Origin of the sequence: Haloferula sp. A504 (genome assembly GCF_044385805.1) — a bacterium.
Lineage (GTDB): Bacteria > Verrucomicrobiota > Verrucomicrobiia > Verrucomicrobiales > Akkermansiaceae > Haloferula.
Genome location: NZ_JBISBU010000030.1, coordinates 21,537 through 37,809 on the forward strand (window position 1 = coordinate 21,537; position 16,273 = coordinate 37,809).

15 protein-coding genes are annotated in these 16,273 nt (G+C 64.0%); 4 read left to right on the forward strand and 11 right to left on the reverse strand.

Annotation, left to right across the window (positions count from 1 at the left end; genetic code table 11):
• Window positions 1-150: 150 nt before the first annotated feature.
• Both ACG2LG_RS14135 and pssA read right to left on the reverse strand, forming a co-directional pair.
• Window positions 151-756, reverse strand: a complete 606-nt coding sequence (locus tag ACG2LG_RS14135; protein WP_396259996.1) for an N-acetylmuramoyl-L-alanine amidase — start codon at window positions 754-756, stop codon at window positions 151-153.
• A gap of 54 nt (window positions 757-810) precedes the next feature.
• A complete protein-coding gene (gene pssA / locus ACG2LG_RS14140; RefSeq protein WP_396259998.1) occupies window positions 811-1,671 on the reverse strand; it encodes a CDP-diacylglycerol--serine O-phosphatidyltransferase in 861 nt (286 codons plus the stop codon).
• A gap of 125 nt (window positions 1,672-1,796) precedes the next feature.
• Between pssA and ACG2LG_RS14145 the strand changes: the two genes are divergently transcribed.
• Window positions 1,797-2,345 (forward strand): rhodanese-like domain-containing protein, encoded by a 549-nt coding sequence (locus ACG2LG_RS14145; protein ID WP_396259999.1) that lies wholly within the window; start codon window positions 1,797-1,799, stop codon window positions 2,343-2,345.
• Window positions 2,342-3,268: a sugar phosphate isomerase/epimerase family protein gene (locus ACG2LG_RS14150; protein WP_396260001.1), complete on the forward strand. Its 927-nt coding sequence runs from the start codon at window positions 2,342-2,344 to the stop codon at window positions 3,266-3,268. Before ACG2LG_RS14145 ends, ACG2LG_RS14150 begins: the two co-directional genes overlap by 4 nt.
• 13 nt (window positions 3,269-3,281) lie before the next feature.
• On the opposite strand, the gene ACG2LG_RS14155 is transcribed toward ACG2LG_RS14150, so the two are convergent.
• From ACG2LG_RS14155 to ACG2LG_RS14195, 9 genes are all read right to left on the reverse strand, one after another.
• Window positions 3,282-3,590: a hypothetical protein gene (locus ACG2LG_RS14155; protein WP_396260003.1), complete on the reverse strand. Its 309-nt coding sequence runs from the start codon at window positions 3,588-3,590 to the stop codon at window positions 3,282-3,284.
• A gap of 9 nt (window positions 3,591-3,599) precedes the next feature.
• On the reverse strand, window positions 3,600-4,214 hold the full coding sequence (locus ACG2LG_RS14160; RefSeq protein ID WP_396260004.1) for an HNH endonuclease: 615 nt from the start codon (window positions 4,212-4,214) through the stop codon (window positions 3,600-3,602).
• 98 nt (window positions 4,215-4,312) lie between these two features.
• The gene (gene phoU, locus ACG2LG_RS14165; protein ID WP_396260005.1) at window positions 4,313-5,026 is read right to left on the reverse strand and encodes a phosphate signaling complex protein PhoU; all 714 of its coding nucleotides are present in this window, start codon (window positions 5,024-5,026) and stop codon (window positions 4,313-4,315) included.
• A 20-nt stretch (window positions 5,027-5,046) separates the two neighbouring features.
• Window positions 5,047-5,841, reverse strand: coding sequence for a phosphate ABC transporter ATP-binding protein PstB (pstB, locus tag ACG2LG_RS14170; RefSeq protein ID WP_396260051.1), 795 nt, complete (start codon window positions 5,839-5,841; stop codon window positions 5,047-5,049).
• Window positions 5,842-5,849: 8 nt separating this feature from the next.
• Window positions 5,850-6,611, reverse strand: a complete 762-nt coding sequence (gene pstB / locus ACG2LG_RS14175) for a phosphate ABC transporter ATP-binding protein PstB (protein WP_396260007.1) — start codon at window positions 6,609-6,611, stop codon at window positions 5,850-5,852.
• On the reverse strand, window positions 6,611-8,251 hold the full coding sequence (gene pstA, locus ACG2LG_RS14180; RefSeq protein ID WP_396260009.1) for a phosphate ABC transporter permease PstA: 1,641 nt from the start codon (window positions 8,249-8,251) through the stop codon (window positions 6,611-6,613). The genes pstB (ACG2LG_RS14175) and pstA overlap by 1 nt, the downstream gene beginning before the upstream one ends.
• A gap of 7 nt (window positions 8,252-8,258) precedes the next feature.
• A complete protein-coding gene (locus tag ACG2LG_RS14185) occupies window positions 8,259-10,535 on the reverse strand; it encodes an ABC transporter permease subunit (protein WP_396260010.1) in 2,277 nt (758 codons plus the stop codon).
• A gap of 108 nt (window positions 10,536-10,643) precedes the next feature.
• Window positions 10,644-11,603, reverse strand: coding sequence for a PstS family phosphate ABC transporter substrate-binding protein (locus ACG2LG_RS14190; RefSeq protein ID WP_396260011.1), 960 nt, complete (start codon window positions 11,601-11,603; stop codon window positions 10,644-10,646).
• A 200-nt stretch (window positions 11,604-11,803) separates the two neighbouring features.
• Window positions 11,804-13,075 carry a porin gene (locus ACG2LG_RS14195; RefSeq protein WP_396260013.1) on the reverse strand — a complete coding sequence of 424 codons (1,272 nt, stop codon included), beginning with the start codon at window positions 13,073-13,075 and terminating at the stop codon, window positions 11,804-11,806.
• A 402-nt stretch (window positions 13,076-13,477) separates the two neighbouring features.
• On the opposite strand from ACG2LG_RS14195, the gene ACG2LG_RS14200 reads away from it, so the two are divergent.
• Both ACG2LG_RS14200 and ACG2LG_RS14205 read left to right on the forward strand, forming a co-directional pair.
• Window positions 13,478-14,923: an efflux transporter outer membrane subunit gene (locus tag ACG2LG_RS14200; RefSeq protein ID WP_396260015.1), complete on the forward strand. Its 1,446-nt coding sequence runs from the start codon at window positions 13,478-13,480 to the stop codon at window positions 14,921-14,923.
• A gap of 141 nt (window positions 14,924-15,064) precedes the next feature.
• A complete protein-coding gene (locus ACG2LG_RS14205; RefSeq protein WP_396260017.1) occupies window positions 15,065-16,264 on the forward strand; it encodes an efflux RND transporter periplasmic adaptor subunit in 1,200 nt (399 codons plus the stop codon).
• Window positions 16,265-16,273: the final 9 nt, after the last annotated feature.

Genomic DNA, 16,273 nt, shown 5'->3' on the forward strand with positions numbered 1-16,273 from the left:
CGGCCGATCCGACCCGCCGACTCTGCCACGGGATCTCCCGCACGGCGAACCCGGCCCGCTGCGGGCGGGCAACGAACGCCGAGCCATGATCCTTGCCCACGACGAGCACAAAGAAGGCTCCACAAGGGAACTACCTTTGGCACGGCCACCTCATCGACAGGCCATCAGTGCGTCGTAGATCGCCCGGGCGGCGGTTTCTTGGTACCACTGGGTCGAGCAGCGCATGCGCTCGCGTGAGTTACTGATGAAGCCGCACTCGACGAGCACCGCCGGGCAGCGGGTCTGGACCAGCACGGTAAAACCGTGGCGCCGGATCCCGCGGTTGCGAACCTGGCACCTGGCCGGCAGTCGCCGCTGGATCGCCCCGGCGATCATCCGGCCGGTATTGCCCCAGTAGTAGGTCTCCGCGCCCTTGATCGCGGTGTTGGTCGAGGCGTTGAAATGAATGCTGACGAAAACCGCATGGCGGTAACGGTTGGCGATCTGCGCCCGACGCGGGAGCGAGACGAAAACATCGCTGCGGCGCGTCATCACGGTGCGGATCCCCCGGCGCTTGAGCAGCGACTCCAGCTTGGTGGCGACCTTCAGGTTCAGATGCGACTCACGCACCCCGCCCCAGTAGGCCCCCTTGTCCTTGCCTCCGTGCCCGGGATCAATGATCACCGTCGAGAACCGCGCCGCGTGGGCCGGGGCCGTCAACACGAGCCCCACCACCACGATCAGCCACAGCCGCCAAAGTACCGTTGTCCCCCTCACAATGCCGAACGTAAATGATTAGGAAACCTTGATCAAAAACTTTTTAAAAGTTTTTCACTGGATTTCCTCTCCTTCGACGTCAGGGGGATTCACTTCTTCAATTTCTTTTCGAAGTTTCTTCGAAAGGAAGGGCCGCACCAGCAGCCCGTAGACGAGGTAGGCGCTGAAAAGCACCACCGGCATGATGTAGCGGTAGCGCACGGTGGCGACGATCACCACGGCGACGATGACGATGAGCATGGGGGTCGCCCGGGTCCGCCAGTCGACCTTTTTGAAACTCGGATACCGGACATCGCTGATCATCAGGAACGAAAGCCCGAGCATCGCGCCGGCGATCACGAATTTCCAGGCGCCCAGATCGCGGTCGGTGTCCTCGAGGTAGATGATGAGGAAGGTCAGCGAGGAGATGAAGCCGGCCGCCATCGGGATGGGAATCCCGCGGAAGTCGTGGTCTTCCGGATCCCTCTGCGGCATGGCGGCCAGGCAGTTGAAGCGGGCGAGCCGGATCGCCCCGCAGAGCACGTAGATGCAGGCCAGGACCCATCCCAGGCCCTCGACCACGGAGTCGAGCGGGAACAGCACCGCCTTGGCCATCAACAGCGAAGGCGCCATGCCGAAGGAGATGACGTCGGCCAACGAGTCGAACTCCCGACCAAAGGGAGACTCCTTGCCCCCGAGTCGCGCCAGGCGGCCGTCGAGCAGGTCGAAGATGCAGGAGCCGAAGATCAACAGAATGGCCCGTTCGTAGTACGGCTTGGCGAGGGCAAAGGCGTACCCCCCATCCTGCCCGGTCGCCTCGAGAATGCCGTTGAAGATGCTGAGCACCGCAAAGAACCCACACGCCAGATTTCCCGCCGTCATCAGGTTCGGCAGCAGGTAGATCTTCGGTTCGTCGGGTGACTTGGGCTTGAGCATCGTCGGGCCGACGGTATCGCCCACCCCGCCCCGGCGACAGACGAAAATCGATCCCGGCCTTTCTCCCTCTCCCGGGGATCGACGCGGTTCTTTTCATTTTCCGCAGCGTGTCGATACTTCCCGCCATGGATCCGACCACGCTCACCCCCGACACGCCGATGGGCGCGATCCTCGAGGCCCTTCCCGGTGCCCGGCGTGCGCTGTTCGCGCGCTATCACCTCGGTGGCTGCCAGAGCTGCGGGTTCCCGCCGGAAGAAACGCTGGCCCAACTCGCCCGCCGATCGGGGGAGCTGGATCCGGACGAAATGCTCGCGCACCTGCTGGAAAGCCACCGCCACGATCAGGCGATGCTGGTCTCCGCCGTCGAGGCCGACGAAGCCCTCCGCTCAGACGAACCGCCGCTGCTGGTCGACACCCGGACCCGCGAAGAGCACGAGGCCGTGGCCATTCCCGGCTCGGAGTTCATGACCGGGGAACTGCAGCAGAAGCTTTTCGCCGGCGATCCCGGGCGCGCCATCCTGCTTTACGACCACACCGGTCGACACGTGCTTGATCACTGTTCGTGGTTTCAGGGACACGGATTGAAGAACACCCGCGCCATCGAAGGCGGGATCGATGCCTGGTCCCGGCAGGTCGACCCCTCCCTCCGCCGCTACCGACTGGAAATCGAATGAAACGCCGCCACTTCCTCAGCACCGCCTCCCTCGCTGCGCTTCCACTTTCGGCCCGTGCCGAAGACGCGCCGCCCGCCGCCCGACCGCTGCGCTCCGCGAATCCGATCGGCGTTTCCTCGTATTCCTTCTGGGGCTTCCGGCGCGACGACTTCCGCGACCTGCACGTCTGTCTCGATCACGCGGCAAGGATGGGCTTCGACGGCTTCGAGATTCTCCAGCGGCAGCTTGTCGAGACCGACAACGCCACCCTGCAGAAGCTCAAGCGCCACGCCTTTGTCAACGGCCTCGACCTGATGGGCTACTCCACCCACCAGGGCTTCCTCTCGCCGGACAAGGACAAGCGGCAAAGCAACATCGACCACACCATCGAGTGCATCGAGCAGGCCCACGCCCTCGGCATTCCCACCATGCGGGTGAATTCCGGCACCTGGGGCACCTCGAAGGACTTCAACGACCTGATGGCCAAGCGGGGGGTCGAAGAACCGCTGGAGGGCAACACCGAGGAAGAGGCCTTCGGCTGGGTGATCGACGCCTACGAGAAGATCGTGCCGGTCGCCGAGAAATGCGGGGTCGTGCTCGGCCTCGAGAACCACTGGGGGCTCGGTGTGACTCCGGAAGGGGTCCAACGGGTGGTCGACGCGGTCGATTCGCCGTGGCTCCGGGTCACCCTCGACACCGGCAATTTCCTTGAGGACCCCTACGACCGCCTCGCCATGCTGGCACCGGAAACCGTCCTGCTGCAGGCCAAGACCTACTTTGGCGGTGGCGTCTGGTACACCCTCGATCTCGATTATCCTCGGATCGCGAAGATCCTCCGCGGGGCCGGCTTCTCGGGCTACGTGTCCCTGGAATTTGAAGGCAAGGAAGACCCGCTCACGGCGATCCCGAAGAGCCTCGAGCTTCTCCGCAAAGCCTTCGCCTGAGTCCCTGACGAGCTTAGAAAAGGCGTCCGCCCGCCCAAGCCATCAGGACCAGAAGGACCACGGCGGTCAGCCACCAGTACCACCGGATCGGCACCCGGCGGTGAGGAGCCTTCCCGAATTCCCTTTTCACGAAATCATCGTAGTCGAAGTCGTCGTCGGGCAGGTCGAGGCCGTCGTGGGCGGCTTCCTGCTCCCAGGACCGCCGGACTTTCGCCGCCTTCGGCTTGCGGCGGCGGGACGGCTTGCTGCAAGTCGGGCAACCCTTCACTCCCACGCGGAGTTCGGCGCCACACCCGGGACAAATCCACTTTTCTTCGGCCATGCCCGGACCTCAGGCGGAGAGTTTGACGGCCTTGCGGTCGGGTTCGAGGAAATGGCTCCAGCTCTCGTGCGGGGTTCCGTGATAGCCCCGGAGTCCGAACACCGGCCGCCAGCGGGGAGTCGCCGGCTTTCGCAGCGGATGCATGTTGGCATCCTTCGGGAGCTTGTTGGCCTTGCGCGTGTTGCAGCGGATGCACGAGGTGACGATGTTTTCCCAGGTCATCTCACCGCCGCGGGCCCGGGGCAGCACGTGATCCAGATTCAGCTCCGGCTCGGGAAATTCCTTCGCGCAATACTGACAGGTGAACTGATCCCGGAGAAAGACGTTGCGGCGGGTCAGGCGCACTTCCAGCCGCGGGTACTTGTCGAAGACGGAGAGGATCACGATCCGTGGAACCCCGAGCGCGATGCGGACCGAGCGGATCACTTCGCCGACTGCGCCGGTGGCCGAATACTCGAGCCAACTCTGGAAATCGTGGGTCTGGAATTTGGCCTCGCCCTCGGTCTGGAGCACCTGGGCGTGGCCCAGGCAGAGAAGCTTCAGCGCCCGCTTCGCGGAGCAGGTGGAAACCGGCTGCCAGAAGCGATTGAGAACCAGAACCGAACGATTCAGCGTGCTCTCCATCTCCTTTCCCAGATTGCCCGGGAAATTAGCAGACACCCCGGGGCTGCCAAGATTGAAATTCAGCTCTTGTCTGAAGTCCGGCCGCCTTCGGCGATCGGCTACAGGTCCGGATCCTCGTCCTGGATCTCGGCAGCCCGCTTTCTGGCGTAGCGGATGTCCTCGGCCCGGTCGAGGAACACGGCGTCCTCGCCAATGTTCACCGCCAGGTCGCCGACCCTTTCCAGGGAGCGCACGACGAAGATCAGGTGCAGGTAGGCCTCCGTCGTGTCCCCGCCCTGCTCGATGCGCTCGCTCAGGGTGCCGATGACCCGCTTGTGGGCCCGGTCCAGTTCCAGGTCCCGCTCGCGCAGCGACGCGCCGAGCGAGCCGTTGCGGTCGGTGTAGGCGAGGAAGGCGTCCTTGAGAATTCCGTCGGCAATCGTGTAGACCGGTTCGATCAACTGCGTTTCGGGCACTTCCTGCTTCTGCAGCATCTTCTTCGCCCGCTTGGAAATGTTCACCGCGTGGTCGGAGATTCGCTCGAGTGCGGCCGCGACCTTCATCGAGCTGATCACCTTCCGCAGGTCGGTCGCCACCGGATGAAAGCGCACGAGGATGTCGAGGCCCGCGGCGTCGATCTTGCGCTCCGCCTCGTCGACGTCGTCATCATCGGCGATGACCGCCCGGCACAGGTCGAGGTCGCGGGTCATGAGCCCGGAGACCGCCCGCTCGAGGTTGAGACGGGTCTGACCGGCCATCACGCTGACGGTGTTCCCCAGCGAGTTGAAGGCCGCGTCGAACTCGCGGATGATGTGGGGTGATTTCGATTCCATGTTAGGGTGTGTCTTCTGGTTCAGCCGAACCGGCCGGTGATGTAGTCTTCGGTCTCGACTCGCTCCGGGTTCGAGAAAATCCGCGAGGTCTCGCCGTATTCGATCAGCTTTCCGAGGTAGAAGAACGCCGTCTGGTCGGACACCCTTCTGGCCTGCTGCATGTTGTGCGTCACGATGACGATCGTGTAGTTCTTCTTCAACTCAAGGATCAACTCCTCGACCTTGGCGGTCGCCACCGGGTCGAGGGCCGAACAGGGTTCGTCCATCAGGACGATCTCCGGCTTCACCGCGATGGTGCGGGCGATGCAAAGGCGCTGCTGCTGTCCTCCGGAAAGGCCGAAGGCGCTCTCCTCGAGCCGGTCCTTGACCTCGTCCCAGAGGGCCGAGCCGCGAAGCGCGGACTCCACGATCCCGTCCAGCTCGCCCTTGTCCTTCACGCCGGTCAGTCGCGGTCCGTAGGCGACATTCTCGTAGATCGAGCGGGGAAAGGGGTTGCTCTTCTGGAAGACCATCCCGATGCGTCGGCGAAGCTCGACCGGATCGACCTCCGGGCTGTGGATCTCGACCCCGTCGATGTGAATCGTTCCGCGGGTCACCCGGGCGCCCGGGACCAGATCGTTCATCCGGTTGAAACAGCGCAACAGCGTCGATTTGCCGCAGCCCGAGGGACCGATGAAGGCGACGATCTGGCTGCTTGGAATGTCGAAAGAGATGTCTTCCAGCGCCAGCGAGGAGCCGTAGCAAAAGTCCACGTCCCTCACCTCGACGGCGGCTTGGCTCACCCTCTCGTCAATTCTGTCGGCAGTGGTCACCATCTCATGCATCAGCTGAATCTCCCCGAAATGTAGGCCTCGGTATCCTCCTCGCTGGGATTCTCAAAGAGTTGCTTGGTGGGGCCGTATTCAACCAGGCGCCCCATGTAAAGGAATGCCGTGCGATCCGAGCAGCGGGACGCCTGCTCCATGTTGTGGGTCACGATGACGATCGTGAACTGGGACTTCAGGTCCCGGATCAGCGATTCGATCTTGAGCGTCGCGGTCGGGTCCAGCGCCGCGCACGGCTCGTCCATCAACAGGATCTCCGGCTGGTTCGCGATCGCCCGCGCGATGCAGAGCCGCTGCTGCTGCCCGCCGGACAGCCCGAAGGCGCTGTCGTGGAGCCGGTCCTTCACCTCGTCCCACAGGGCGGCGGAGCGCAGCGAACGCTCGACCACCTCGTCGAGTTCCTTCTTCTTGTTGCGGCCCGCGACCCGGAGGCTGAAGATGACGTTCTCGTAGACCGTCTTGGCGAAGGGATTGTATTTCTGGAACACCATGCCGACCCGCTTGCGCAGGGAAATCACCTCGATCCTGGGGTCGTAGAGGCTCTTCCCGTTCAGCCGGATGTCGCCCCGGTGACGCACCCCCTCGATCAGGTCGTTCATCCGGTTCATGTTTCGCAGCAGGGTCGACTTGCCGCAGCCGGACGGCCCGATCAGCGCGGTCACCTCCTGCTGGGGAATCGCCATGTCGATGTCATGCAGCGCCTGCTTCTCCCCGTAGAAGAAGCTGAACTTGTCGACGGCGATGAAATCTTCGCGGGGCATCAGAAACTACTGGTGGCGTACTTCTTGCGGAGGCGGTTGCGGATGATGATGGCCGCCAGGTTCATTACCACCACGATGGTGATCAGGAGCAGGGTGGTCGCGAAGACCATCGGCTTCGCCGCCTCCGAATCGGGCGACTGAAAGCCGAGGTCGTAGATGTGGAAGCCGAGGTGCATGAACTGCCGCTCCGGATGGATGAAGGGCGCGGTCACGTCGATCGGAAGGTCGGGCGCGCTCTTGACCACGCCGACCAGCATCAGGGGCGCCACCTCCCCCGCCCCCCGGGCCATGGCGAGAATCACACCTGTGAGAATCCCGGGCAGCGAGGCCGGGAGCACCACCCGCTGGATGGCCTGCCATTTCGAGGCCCCGCAGGCCAGGGCCGCCTCGCGGACTCCGCGCGGCACGGCGGCCAGGGCTTCCTCGGTCGCGACGATGACCACCGGCACGGTGAGCAGGGCCAGAGTCAGCGATGCCCACAGGATCCCGCCACTCTTGTAAACCGGCTCCTCCGCGTTGGGGAAGAAGACGCCGTCGACGACGCCGCCGACGAAGTAGATGAAGAACGCCAGGCCGAAGACGCCGAAGACGATGGACGGCACCCCGGCCAGGTTGTTGACCGAGATCCGGACCGCGCGGACGAACGGACCCTGCTTGGCGTATTCGCGCAGGTAGATCGCCGCGATCACCCCGAAGGGCGTAACGAAGAGGCTCATGACGATGGTCATGATCACCGTTCCGAAAATGGCCGGATAGACGCCTCCCTCGGTGTTCGCCTCGCGGGGGTCCATGGTGAGGAAATTCCAGATCCGCCGAAGCATCTCGCCAAGGCGCCCGAAGAAACCCACCTCGTTCGGCCTCAGAACGTGCAGCAGGCTTTCTCCGGAGATGACGATCTCCCTTCCATCGACCGCCTCGATGTAGAGGTGCCGGGCCTTCATGAGTTCCTCGATCTTCACCTTCTCGGCGAACAGTTCCTCGTACTCCGCCTGGAGCTTCTCCAGCTCCGCATCGATCTCCGGAATGGATCCCCCAACCTTGCCATCCGCGATCAGCCGCTTCTTAAGCTCGAGTTCCTTGATCCGCTTCGAGTTCTTGCCGATCTGGAACTTCTCCACGTCCCGCAATTCGTCGCGGCGGTCCTCGTTGACTTCGATCAGGGCTTCAAGCTCGTCCTCGAAGGACGGATCCTCCGGGCCCATCCTGCTGCCGTCGGCCAGCTCGATCGCCTTGGCCCGGCCGATCACGTTGCCGCCTGCGAGACGCTCGACGAGCAGCAGGTCATCGGCCTGCTCGCGACTCACGATGCTGGACGAGTCGAGAAACACGAACTTCTCGCCGTACAACTCCACGTTCCCGCGAAACAGCTGCACTTCGTGATGGAGGTTTCCGTCGCCATCCCGGCGATCGCGGTCCAGCACCTCGTAGCCGGCCACCTTCTCGGTTCCCGAGTCGGTCTTCACCTCGAAGACCTGCAGCCGGTCGGGCCAGAAAGTCTGGCAACCCTTGTAAACCACGAGACCGAGCAGCCACAGGGTCATCAGCACACCCAGCGTGAGGCCGAGCGCGGTAAGCCACACCAGCGGCTCCCCCTTGCGGGAGCGCCCGGTCGTCGCGAATGCTTTGGGTGGTTTCGCCATGGTTGGTTCAGACGAGCTTGTTCTTCTCCCTCAGCCGCTGGCGCAGGATCTCGGCGACGGAGTTGAGCGTGAAGGTGAGGACGAAGAGGACAAGGGCACCGAGGAACAGGGTCCGGTAGTGGGTCGAGCCGGGTGCCGCTTCGGGGAGCTCGACGGCGATGTTCGCCGCCAGCGTGCGCATGCCATTCATGATGTTCCACTCGGTCACCGGCGTGTTTCCGGTCGCCATGACCATGATCATGGTCTCCCCGACCGCGCGGCCGAACCCGATCATGAGCGCGGAGAAGATGCCCGGCGAAGCCACCGGAATGATGATCGAGCGGACCACCTGCCAACGGCTGGCCCCGAGCGCCGACGACGCCGCGGTCAGGGTCTTGGGAACATTCGAGAGGGCATCCTCCGAAATGGTGAAAATGACGGGAATCACGGCGAAGCCCATCATGAAGCCGACCACGACGCAGTTCCTCTGGTCGTAGGAAAGACCGGTCGCCTGCGGCCACCAGAGCCGGAAATCGGCGATGGCACGCCCCGTCGCGGGGTCCTCGTAAACGAAGGCGAGCCTTTCGAGGAGGGGACCCAGCGACCAGGCCGCCCACGAAACCCCGAGAACGACCGGCACCATGACCATCCACTCCCGTCCCCCCTCCAGCCAGCGCCGGACCTGCATCGGCTGGCGGCACCAGATCACACCCATCAGGAGCGCCGCGACCGGCAAGGACAGGCAGACCAGAAGGATGGAGGGGATCTTGTCCTCGATGATGGGTGCCAGCCAGATGCCGGCGAGGAATCCCAGCACCACCGAAGGAAGAGAAGCCATGATCTCCATCGCCGGCTTGACCACCTTCTTCATGTCGTGGGGAAGGAACGACGCCGAGAACACCGCGGCGAGCAGGGCCACGGGAACCGAGAACAGCAGGGCGTAGAAGGTGCCCTTCAGCGAGCCGATGATCAGCGGGACCAGGGAAAGCTTGGGCTCGAAGTCGTCGGAGCCTCCGGTCGACTGCCACTGATAGACCGGTTCCGAGCCACCCTCGTACCAGACCTTTCCGAAGAACGCGGTCCAGCCGGACTCCGGGTGGGGGTCGTCGAAGGTGTAGCGCTGGATCTGTCCTTCGGCACCGGCGATGAAGAAGTGCTCGGTTTTTCCGTCGATGGCGGCCGCCACCGGCTCGAAGGATGCCTCGCCCTCCCAGCGGGTCTCGCCGGAGGTCAGGTGGCGCAGCGAGAGCCGTCCGCCGGCACCGGTGAGGAAGCTCTTGTTGCGCAGGCTCGGCGCGAAGATCGGCAGTCCGGCCCCCACTGGAGCAAACTCCTTGATCTGGCCGAACAGGCGGTCGACCGAGCCCTCGGGGCGGAACAGGCTGAAGATCTTCTGGTCACCACTGGCATCGGTCATGGCGACCGACACGCCGCCGAAGAGGTAATCCATCTGCACCGGCGGATCGCCATCGAAGGGCTTGAAGGTCTGCTTCAGGACGGCCTCGCCGCCGTCGATCAAAAAGTAATAAACCGCCCCCGACTGCGTCGCGATCAGCGCCTCCTTGCCGTTGTTGGAAGCCACCACCGAACTCACGTCCGAGCCGAGTTGATCCCCAACCGCGGTCTCTCCGGCGCGGGTCAGCTTTTCACCACCGATGAGCCCCCGCTTCTGCCGGAGTTCGATGAGACTCGTGCCCAGATCCCGGGCGACCACCACGATGCGCCGGCTTCCGCCTTCACCGTAGGCAAGCTCCCTGACCGGTCCGGCACCCTCCTCCACCTCGAACCACGGCTCCTCCTCCACCGACGGGACCACCGTGCGCCGCCCTTCCTCATCGAACTCCGCGCCGTAGGTGACGACGAACGATCCCACCCGGCCATCCGCCGTGCCGACGGCAATGCGCCGCTTCACCGGATCGGACGAGACCGCCGTGACTTCGACGCCCTCGAGCATTGGGACCGGCAGTATCTCGCGAGCGCCGGTCTCGACATCGACAATCGTGATTGCCGACCCGCCCTGATAGAGAAAGGGCTTCTCTCCCCACTCATCCACACCCAGGGCCAGCGAGTTGCTGTTGGAGTTCTCCGGCCCCGGGGCCTCCATCAAGGCCTCAACCTCGACTTCGGCCTTCGAGAACAGCGGGATGATCTCCTTGAGAATGAAGAAGAAGATTCCGAAGACTGCCAGAATCACCGCCAGACCGCCCACCCGGATCAGGTGGGTCATCGCCCGATCGAGCAGCAGGGTGCCCTTGGACACCTCGAATCGCTGGGGATCGGGCTCTGGAGACTTGGTCGGACTCATCGCGGGTCGCGGCAATCAAGGGAAGAGCCCGCCGCGGGGCAATCCCACCCAGGTGACAACCTGGTCGCGGTCTTGCTGCCCACGGACGGGCTCGGGGTCAATCCGTGATTATTTCGAGAGGGAGGTGACGACCTCCTCGGCCAGCTCCGCCGGCATCGGGAAGTAGCCGTCCTTCTCCACGATCGCCTGGCCTTCCTTGGAAAGGACGAACTTGAGGAACTCGAGCGGGGCCTTTGGCAGCGGCTCGCCCGGCTTCTTGTTCACATACACGAGGAGGAAGCGCGCCAGCGGGTAGTCACCGGAAAGCGCGTGTTCGTAGGTCGCGTCGTAGAACTCACCGCCCTCGGTGGAAAGCGGCACGGTGCGCACCCCCGAGGTCTTGTAGCCGATGCCCGAGTAGCCGAGCGCGTAGAGGTCGCCACCCACGCCCTGGACCACCGCCGAGGATCCCGGCTGCTCCTTCACGGTCGCCTTGTAGTCGCCCTTGCCGAGCACGTGCTCCTGAAAGAATCCGTAGGTGCCGGAGGCGGAATTGCGGCCATAGAGGGAGATCGAGCGTCCCTTCCAGGCATCGAGGCCGAGCTGGCCCCACTCCTTGATGTCCTCGCCGCCCAGCTTGCGGGTGCTCGAGAAGATGCCGTCGACCTGCTTGAGGCTGAGACCCTTGATCGGGTTGTCCTTGTGGGCGAACACCGCGAGCGCGTCGATGGCGACCCTCACCTCGGTCGGCTTGTAGCCGAACTTCTTTTCGAAGGCATCGATCTCCTCCGCCTTCATCGGGCGGCTCATCGGACCGAACTGCGAGGTGCCTTCCATCAAGGCCGGGGGCGCCGTGGATGAACCCTTGCCCTCGATCGAGATCGTGACGTTCGGGTAGGCCTTTTTGAAGCCCTCGGCCCAGAAGGTCATCAGGTTGTTGAGCGTGTCAGACCCGACCGATGTCAGACTGCCGGCCACGCCCGACACGGGCTCGTAGACGGCGAGATCGGGGTCGAGATGCGACTCCGCGGCGGTGGCGGTGGCGGTGGCGAGACTTGCGGCGAGGATGCCGGTAGCAATGGATTTCATGTGCTTGTGGTAACTAGTGATGTCGTGTTTGAGGTGCGCGGGTAGGCGCGGAAGAGAGATGGGAAATGATGCTGCTCTTGCCCACCCGCGCTTGGTGACGGAGCCGTCACTCAGAGGGCGGGCGGACCCTGTCGAACCCGTCACCCGGCGGTTCCGCGCGATGCGCGGCGCGGCCGCCGGGATGGGGCTCGCAGGCGGGATCAGAAATAGCTGCGGAAGGCGAACCATGCCGTGAGAGCATCGGCCTCGCCGGTCGTACCCACTTGCGGGGCATTCAGCCAGTCATACTCAAGTCCGGCCTGGACCTTGAGATTGTGACCGCAGAGCAACCAGTTGACTCCGGCGTAGAGCGTCTGGTGCGTGTCGCCACGACCGCCGGCAACGTTGACGGTCGGTCCGTGGTTGCGGCGGAAGTAGCGGCTGTAGGTGCGGATGCCCTGCCGCTCCGAAGAACCCTGGTATTGGTAGCGGACCACGAACTGGACCTTGTCCTCGACCACCCAGTAGTAGGGCATGATGACCGCCCCCCAGAAGTTCCCCTGGCGATTCCGGTTCCCCTGGCCGTTCCGCAAGTCCCCGTTGTCGCCCAGGTAGTAGTCGGTATTGACCCCCCACCGGCCCTGTGAGTAGGCGGCGGTGAAGACGGTGGCCCAGTTGTAGGCAAACAAGCTGTCCTCCCCGCTGGTCACGTCCGCATCATTGTAGATGAAGTCCCAGTAAAAGGACCACTCATCGGTGGGCGAGTATCCAAGGCCGAGATAAAAGGCCAGGCCATCGTTCCATCCACCCAGCATCTCGACATTGCCACCGGTCACGCTGGCATCGGTGCTGTAGATCCGGGCCACCATCTCCCACGGACCGCGTGTCGCCTCGAGGCCAAGGCCGGTCACCCGGTAGCTGTTGAAGACCTTGTTGGCGATGCTGGACCGCTCGACCGTCAGCAATTTCTTGGAAGACTCCCGGGCCTCGGATCCGAGCACGAACTTGAAGCGGCCGTAGGCGATGTCGAGCGAGTCCAATCCGTCGATACCGAAGGCCTTCTTGGCATTGAAGATCAGAAGGGCCTCGTCGAAGTCCTCGTAACCCCACCCGAGCGAACCGCCCGAGGGGCGTTGGTCGCTCACCACGTTCACGTTCGCCTTCAACTGGAAATACTGCAGAAACTTCAGCGACGCTCCGAGTCGGGCACGCCGGAACTCCGTGTAGTCGTCTCCGAACTCGTAGCCATTGACATCATCACCCCAGATGTAGGCCGCCTGCCATTGAAGCCGACCGAAGACGCCGAACTCCTGGATGAACGGATTCTCCGGATTTTTGTAGAGTGTGCCGGGCTTGTTCGAAAGCCACTCGCACCAGTCCCCCTGATTGATGGATTCCAAAATCGAGGACTCGGACTGCGCGGTCTCAGCGTGAGCGGTTCCGATCATCACGACCGGAAGGGCGATCCGCAGGGCATGGGTCAGTTGTTTCATGTTGGTTTCAGGTTTGGTCCCCAAAAAGGACGAGGCGGATCTATCTGACGGTTCCGTCACCCGGAATTCCCGATATGTGACATTCCCGTCACATTCTCAGGATTCCGCCGCCTCCCCTCGAACCCATTGGTTTTGAGGGCCTCAGGCGCGGCGCGTCCCGGAGGTCCTGGGGCCATTGTGACAGAGTCTTCACACAGGCGAGCCAGTGTGCCGGAGGCGATCCGAGAAGTCGCCCAAGCCGGGAGAAACCTTGGCCTTCCCCGGCGTGCGTGTGGGCCGCGCCGAACCCACATCATGAAACGCCCCGCAGCCCTTGAATCTCCGGGAACCGAAAGAATTTGTCGGCCGACTGGAACTCGGTGGACAACTCGGGTCGATTCACAAAAGCTCCCAGCGCGTCTCATGAGTTCCTTCCGTCTCAAGCTCCGGTTCACCGCGTCCCCCGCCCTCGCCCTGCTGATGACCAGCTGCATGCTCGTCGGCCGCAACTACACCTCGCCGTCTGCCATCACGCCGGACTCCTGGAATCAGAGTCTGAGCGCGGACCTGAACTCCGGATCGTCCAGCCTGGAGAAATGGTGGACGCGCTTCAACGACCCGACCCTCAACCGCCTTATCAAGACGGCCAGGGAATCGAACCGGGATCTCGCCATCGCCTACGAGCGGATCAACCAGGCCAGGGCCGCCCGCGGAGTCGCCCGCAGCCAGCTGTTTCCCCAACTCGATTTCAATGGCGGGGTCAGCCGCAACCGGATCAGCGAGAACATCGGCAACCCGGGCGGCGGGAAGACCAGCGACTTCTGGACGACGGGCATCGATGCCGGATGGGAGCTCGACTTCTTCGGCGGGGTCCGCCGCGCCGTCGAGTCGGCCGACGCCTCGGTGGAGGGAACCGAGGAACTCTACCGCGACACCATGGTCAGCCTCTTGGCCGAGGTCGCCTTCGCCTACATCCAGATCCGGACCCTCGACGAGCGGATCCGCCTCGCGAGCCGCAACATCAAGAATCAGGCCGACTCGGTGCAGCTCACGCAGGACCGGGCCGATGCCGGCCTCGCCCCGGATCTCGACGTCTCCCAGGCCCAGACCAACCTGGCCACCACCGAGGCGGCCATTCCATCCCTTCGAAATCAACGCGACATCGCCCTCAACCGGCTCGCGGTGCTCATCGGGCGGTATCCCAGCGCCGCCGAGTCCTTCATCGGCAGCGCGAAGGGCATCCCCACGCCCAACAAGTCCGCCAGCGTCGGCATTCCGTCCGACCTCGTGCGCTCGCGCCCGGACATCCGCGCCGCCGAGCGCAACCTCGCCGCGCAGACGGCCCGGATCGGCGTCGCCGAGGCCGATCTATTCCCGCGCTTCACGCTCTCGGGAACTTTCCAGCTCCAGTCGCTCGCTTTTTCCAGCCTGCCCGAGTCCAACTCCCGAAACTACGCCTTCGGGCCGACCTTTCGCTGGAACATCTTCAACGCCGGACGCATCAAGAGCCAGATTGCCATCGAGGAGTCACTCACCAAGCAAGCCTACCTGAACTACGAAAACACGGTCCTCAAGGGCGTCGCCGAGGTCGAGGACGCCCTCTCGTCGGTCCGCAACGAGCGCGACCGCTACGACGCCCTCGACAAGGCCGTCACCGCCACGGAAAAGACCGTCGAACTGGTGAAGTCGAACTACAAGGAGGGCCTGACGGACTTCCAGAACGTGCTCGACGCCGAGCGCACGATTTTCGCCAACGAGGACGCGCTCGCCGTTTCGCAGGGCCAGATTGCGGCCGCCTACGTGTCGCTGTTCAAGGCGCTCGGCGGTGGCACCCGCATGCGATCCGCCAAGTCCGCCGAAACCCCGTAAGCCCCGGCTCCGCGTCGAAGGTCCGAAAGTCAAAGGCCTGAAAGCCCGAACTGACAAAGCGCCCTTTCCCGCAACCACCCGGCCCGAACCAAGAGACCTTCGACCTTCCGACTTTCAGACTTTCCGACCGCCTTTCCCACCATGAAACGCCTCGTCCTCATCCTTCCCCTGCTCCTGCTCGCCGGCTGCGGCAAGAAAGCCGAAGCCCCGACCCCGCAACCGCTCCCGGTCACCGTCGCCCCGCCGTCGAAGCGCGAGGTGGTCGTTTACCGCGAGTTTCCATCGACCCTCGTCGGTGCCCAGGAAATCGAGATCCGGGCCCGGGTCCGCGGGACGCTTTCGCTGGCTGCCGATGTGCCGGACTTCGCCGGCAAGCGTGTCCAGAAGGGCGCCCCGCTCTTCGTCATCGAGCCCGAGCCGTACGAGCAGCAGTCGCTCGCCGCCCAGGCTGCCGTCGACCGGGCCGTGGCGGCCCGCGACCTCGCCAGGAAACGCTACGAGAGGGTCCAGCGCGCGGCACAGACCAATGCCGTGTCGGAGATCGACGTCGAGATCGCAGCCGCTGAACTCGCCGAGACGGAGGCCGCCATTTCCCAGGCCGAGGCCTCCCTCGAGGAAGCCAAGATCAACGAAGGCTACACCGCCATCGAAGCGCCCATCTCGGGTCGCATGTCCCGACTTATGGTCGACCCGGGCAACCTGGTCGGTGCCACCGATTCGACCCTCCTCGCCACCATCATCGACGACTCCGAGATCCTCGCCTACTTCGAGGTGCCGGAGCGGGAGGCCCTCCGCTACTTCGAACTGCGGGACAGCGGGGCTGCGGAAAAGGTCTATCAGAAAGAAATCCGGCTGAAGCTCGCCGACGGCAGCATCCACGCCCAAACCGGTCGCATCGACTACATCGAGAACAAGGTCGATCCCGCGACCCGCACGGTGAAGGTCCGCGCGGTCTTTCCCAATGAATCGGGCGCCCTCAACTCGGGAATCTACGGGTTGATCGGCTATCCGGCCGGCCCTGATCCGACCAATCCCACCGCCACGGAAGCCCTGCTCGTTCCCTCCGCCGCCATTCTCCGCGATCTTGGCGGCAACTACGTCTGGGTCGTCGATGAAGACAACATCGTCCGCCGACGCCCGGTCGACGCTGGCGATGCCGTGGAGAAACCGGTGACCGACCCCAACATGCCGCGGACCCTGGAAACCGTGGTGACCAAGGGCCTCGATGGGACCGAGAAGGTCATCATCTCCGGCCTCCAACGAGCCCGAGAAGGCGCCCCGGTGACCCCGGTCCCGGCGGAACCCATCCCGAAGGCCGAACCGCCGTCCACCGATCGCTGATCACTGCTC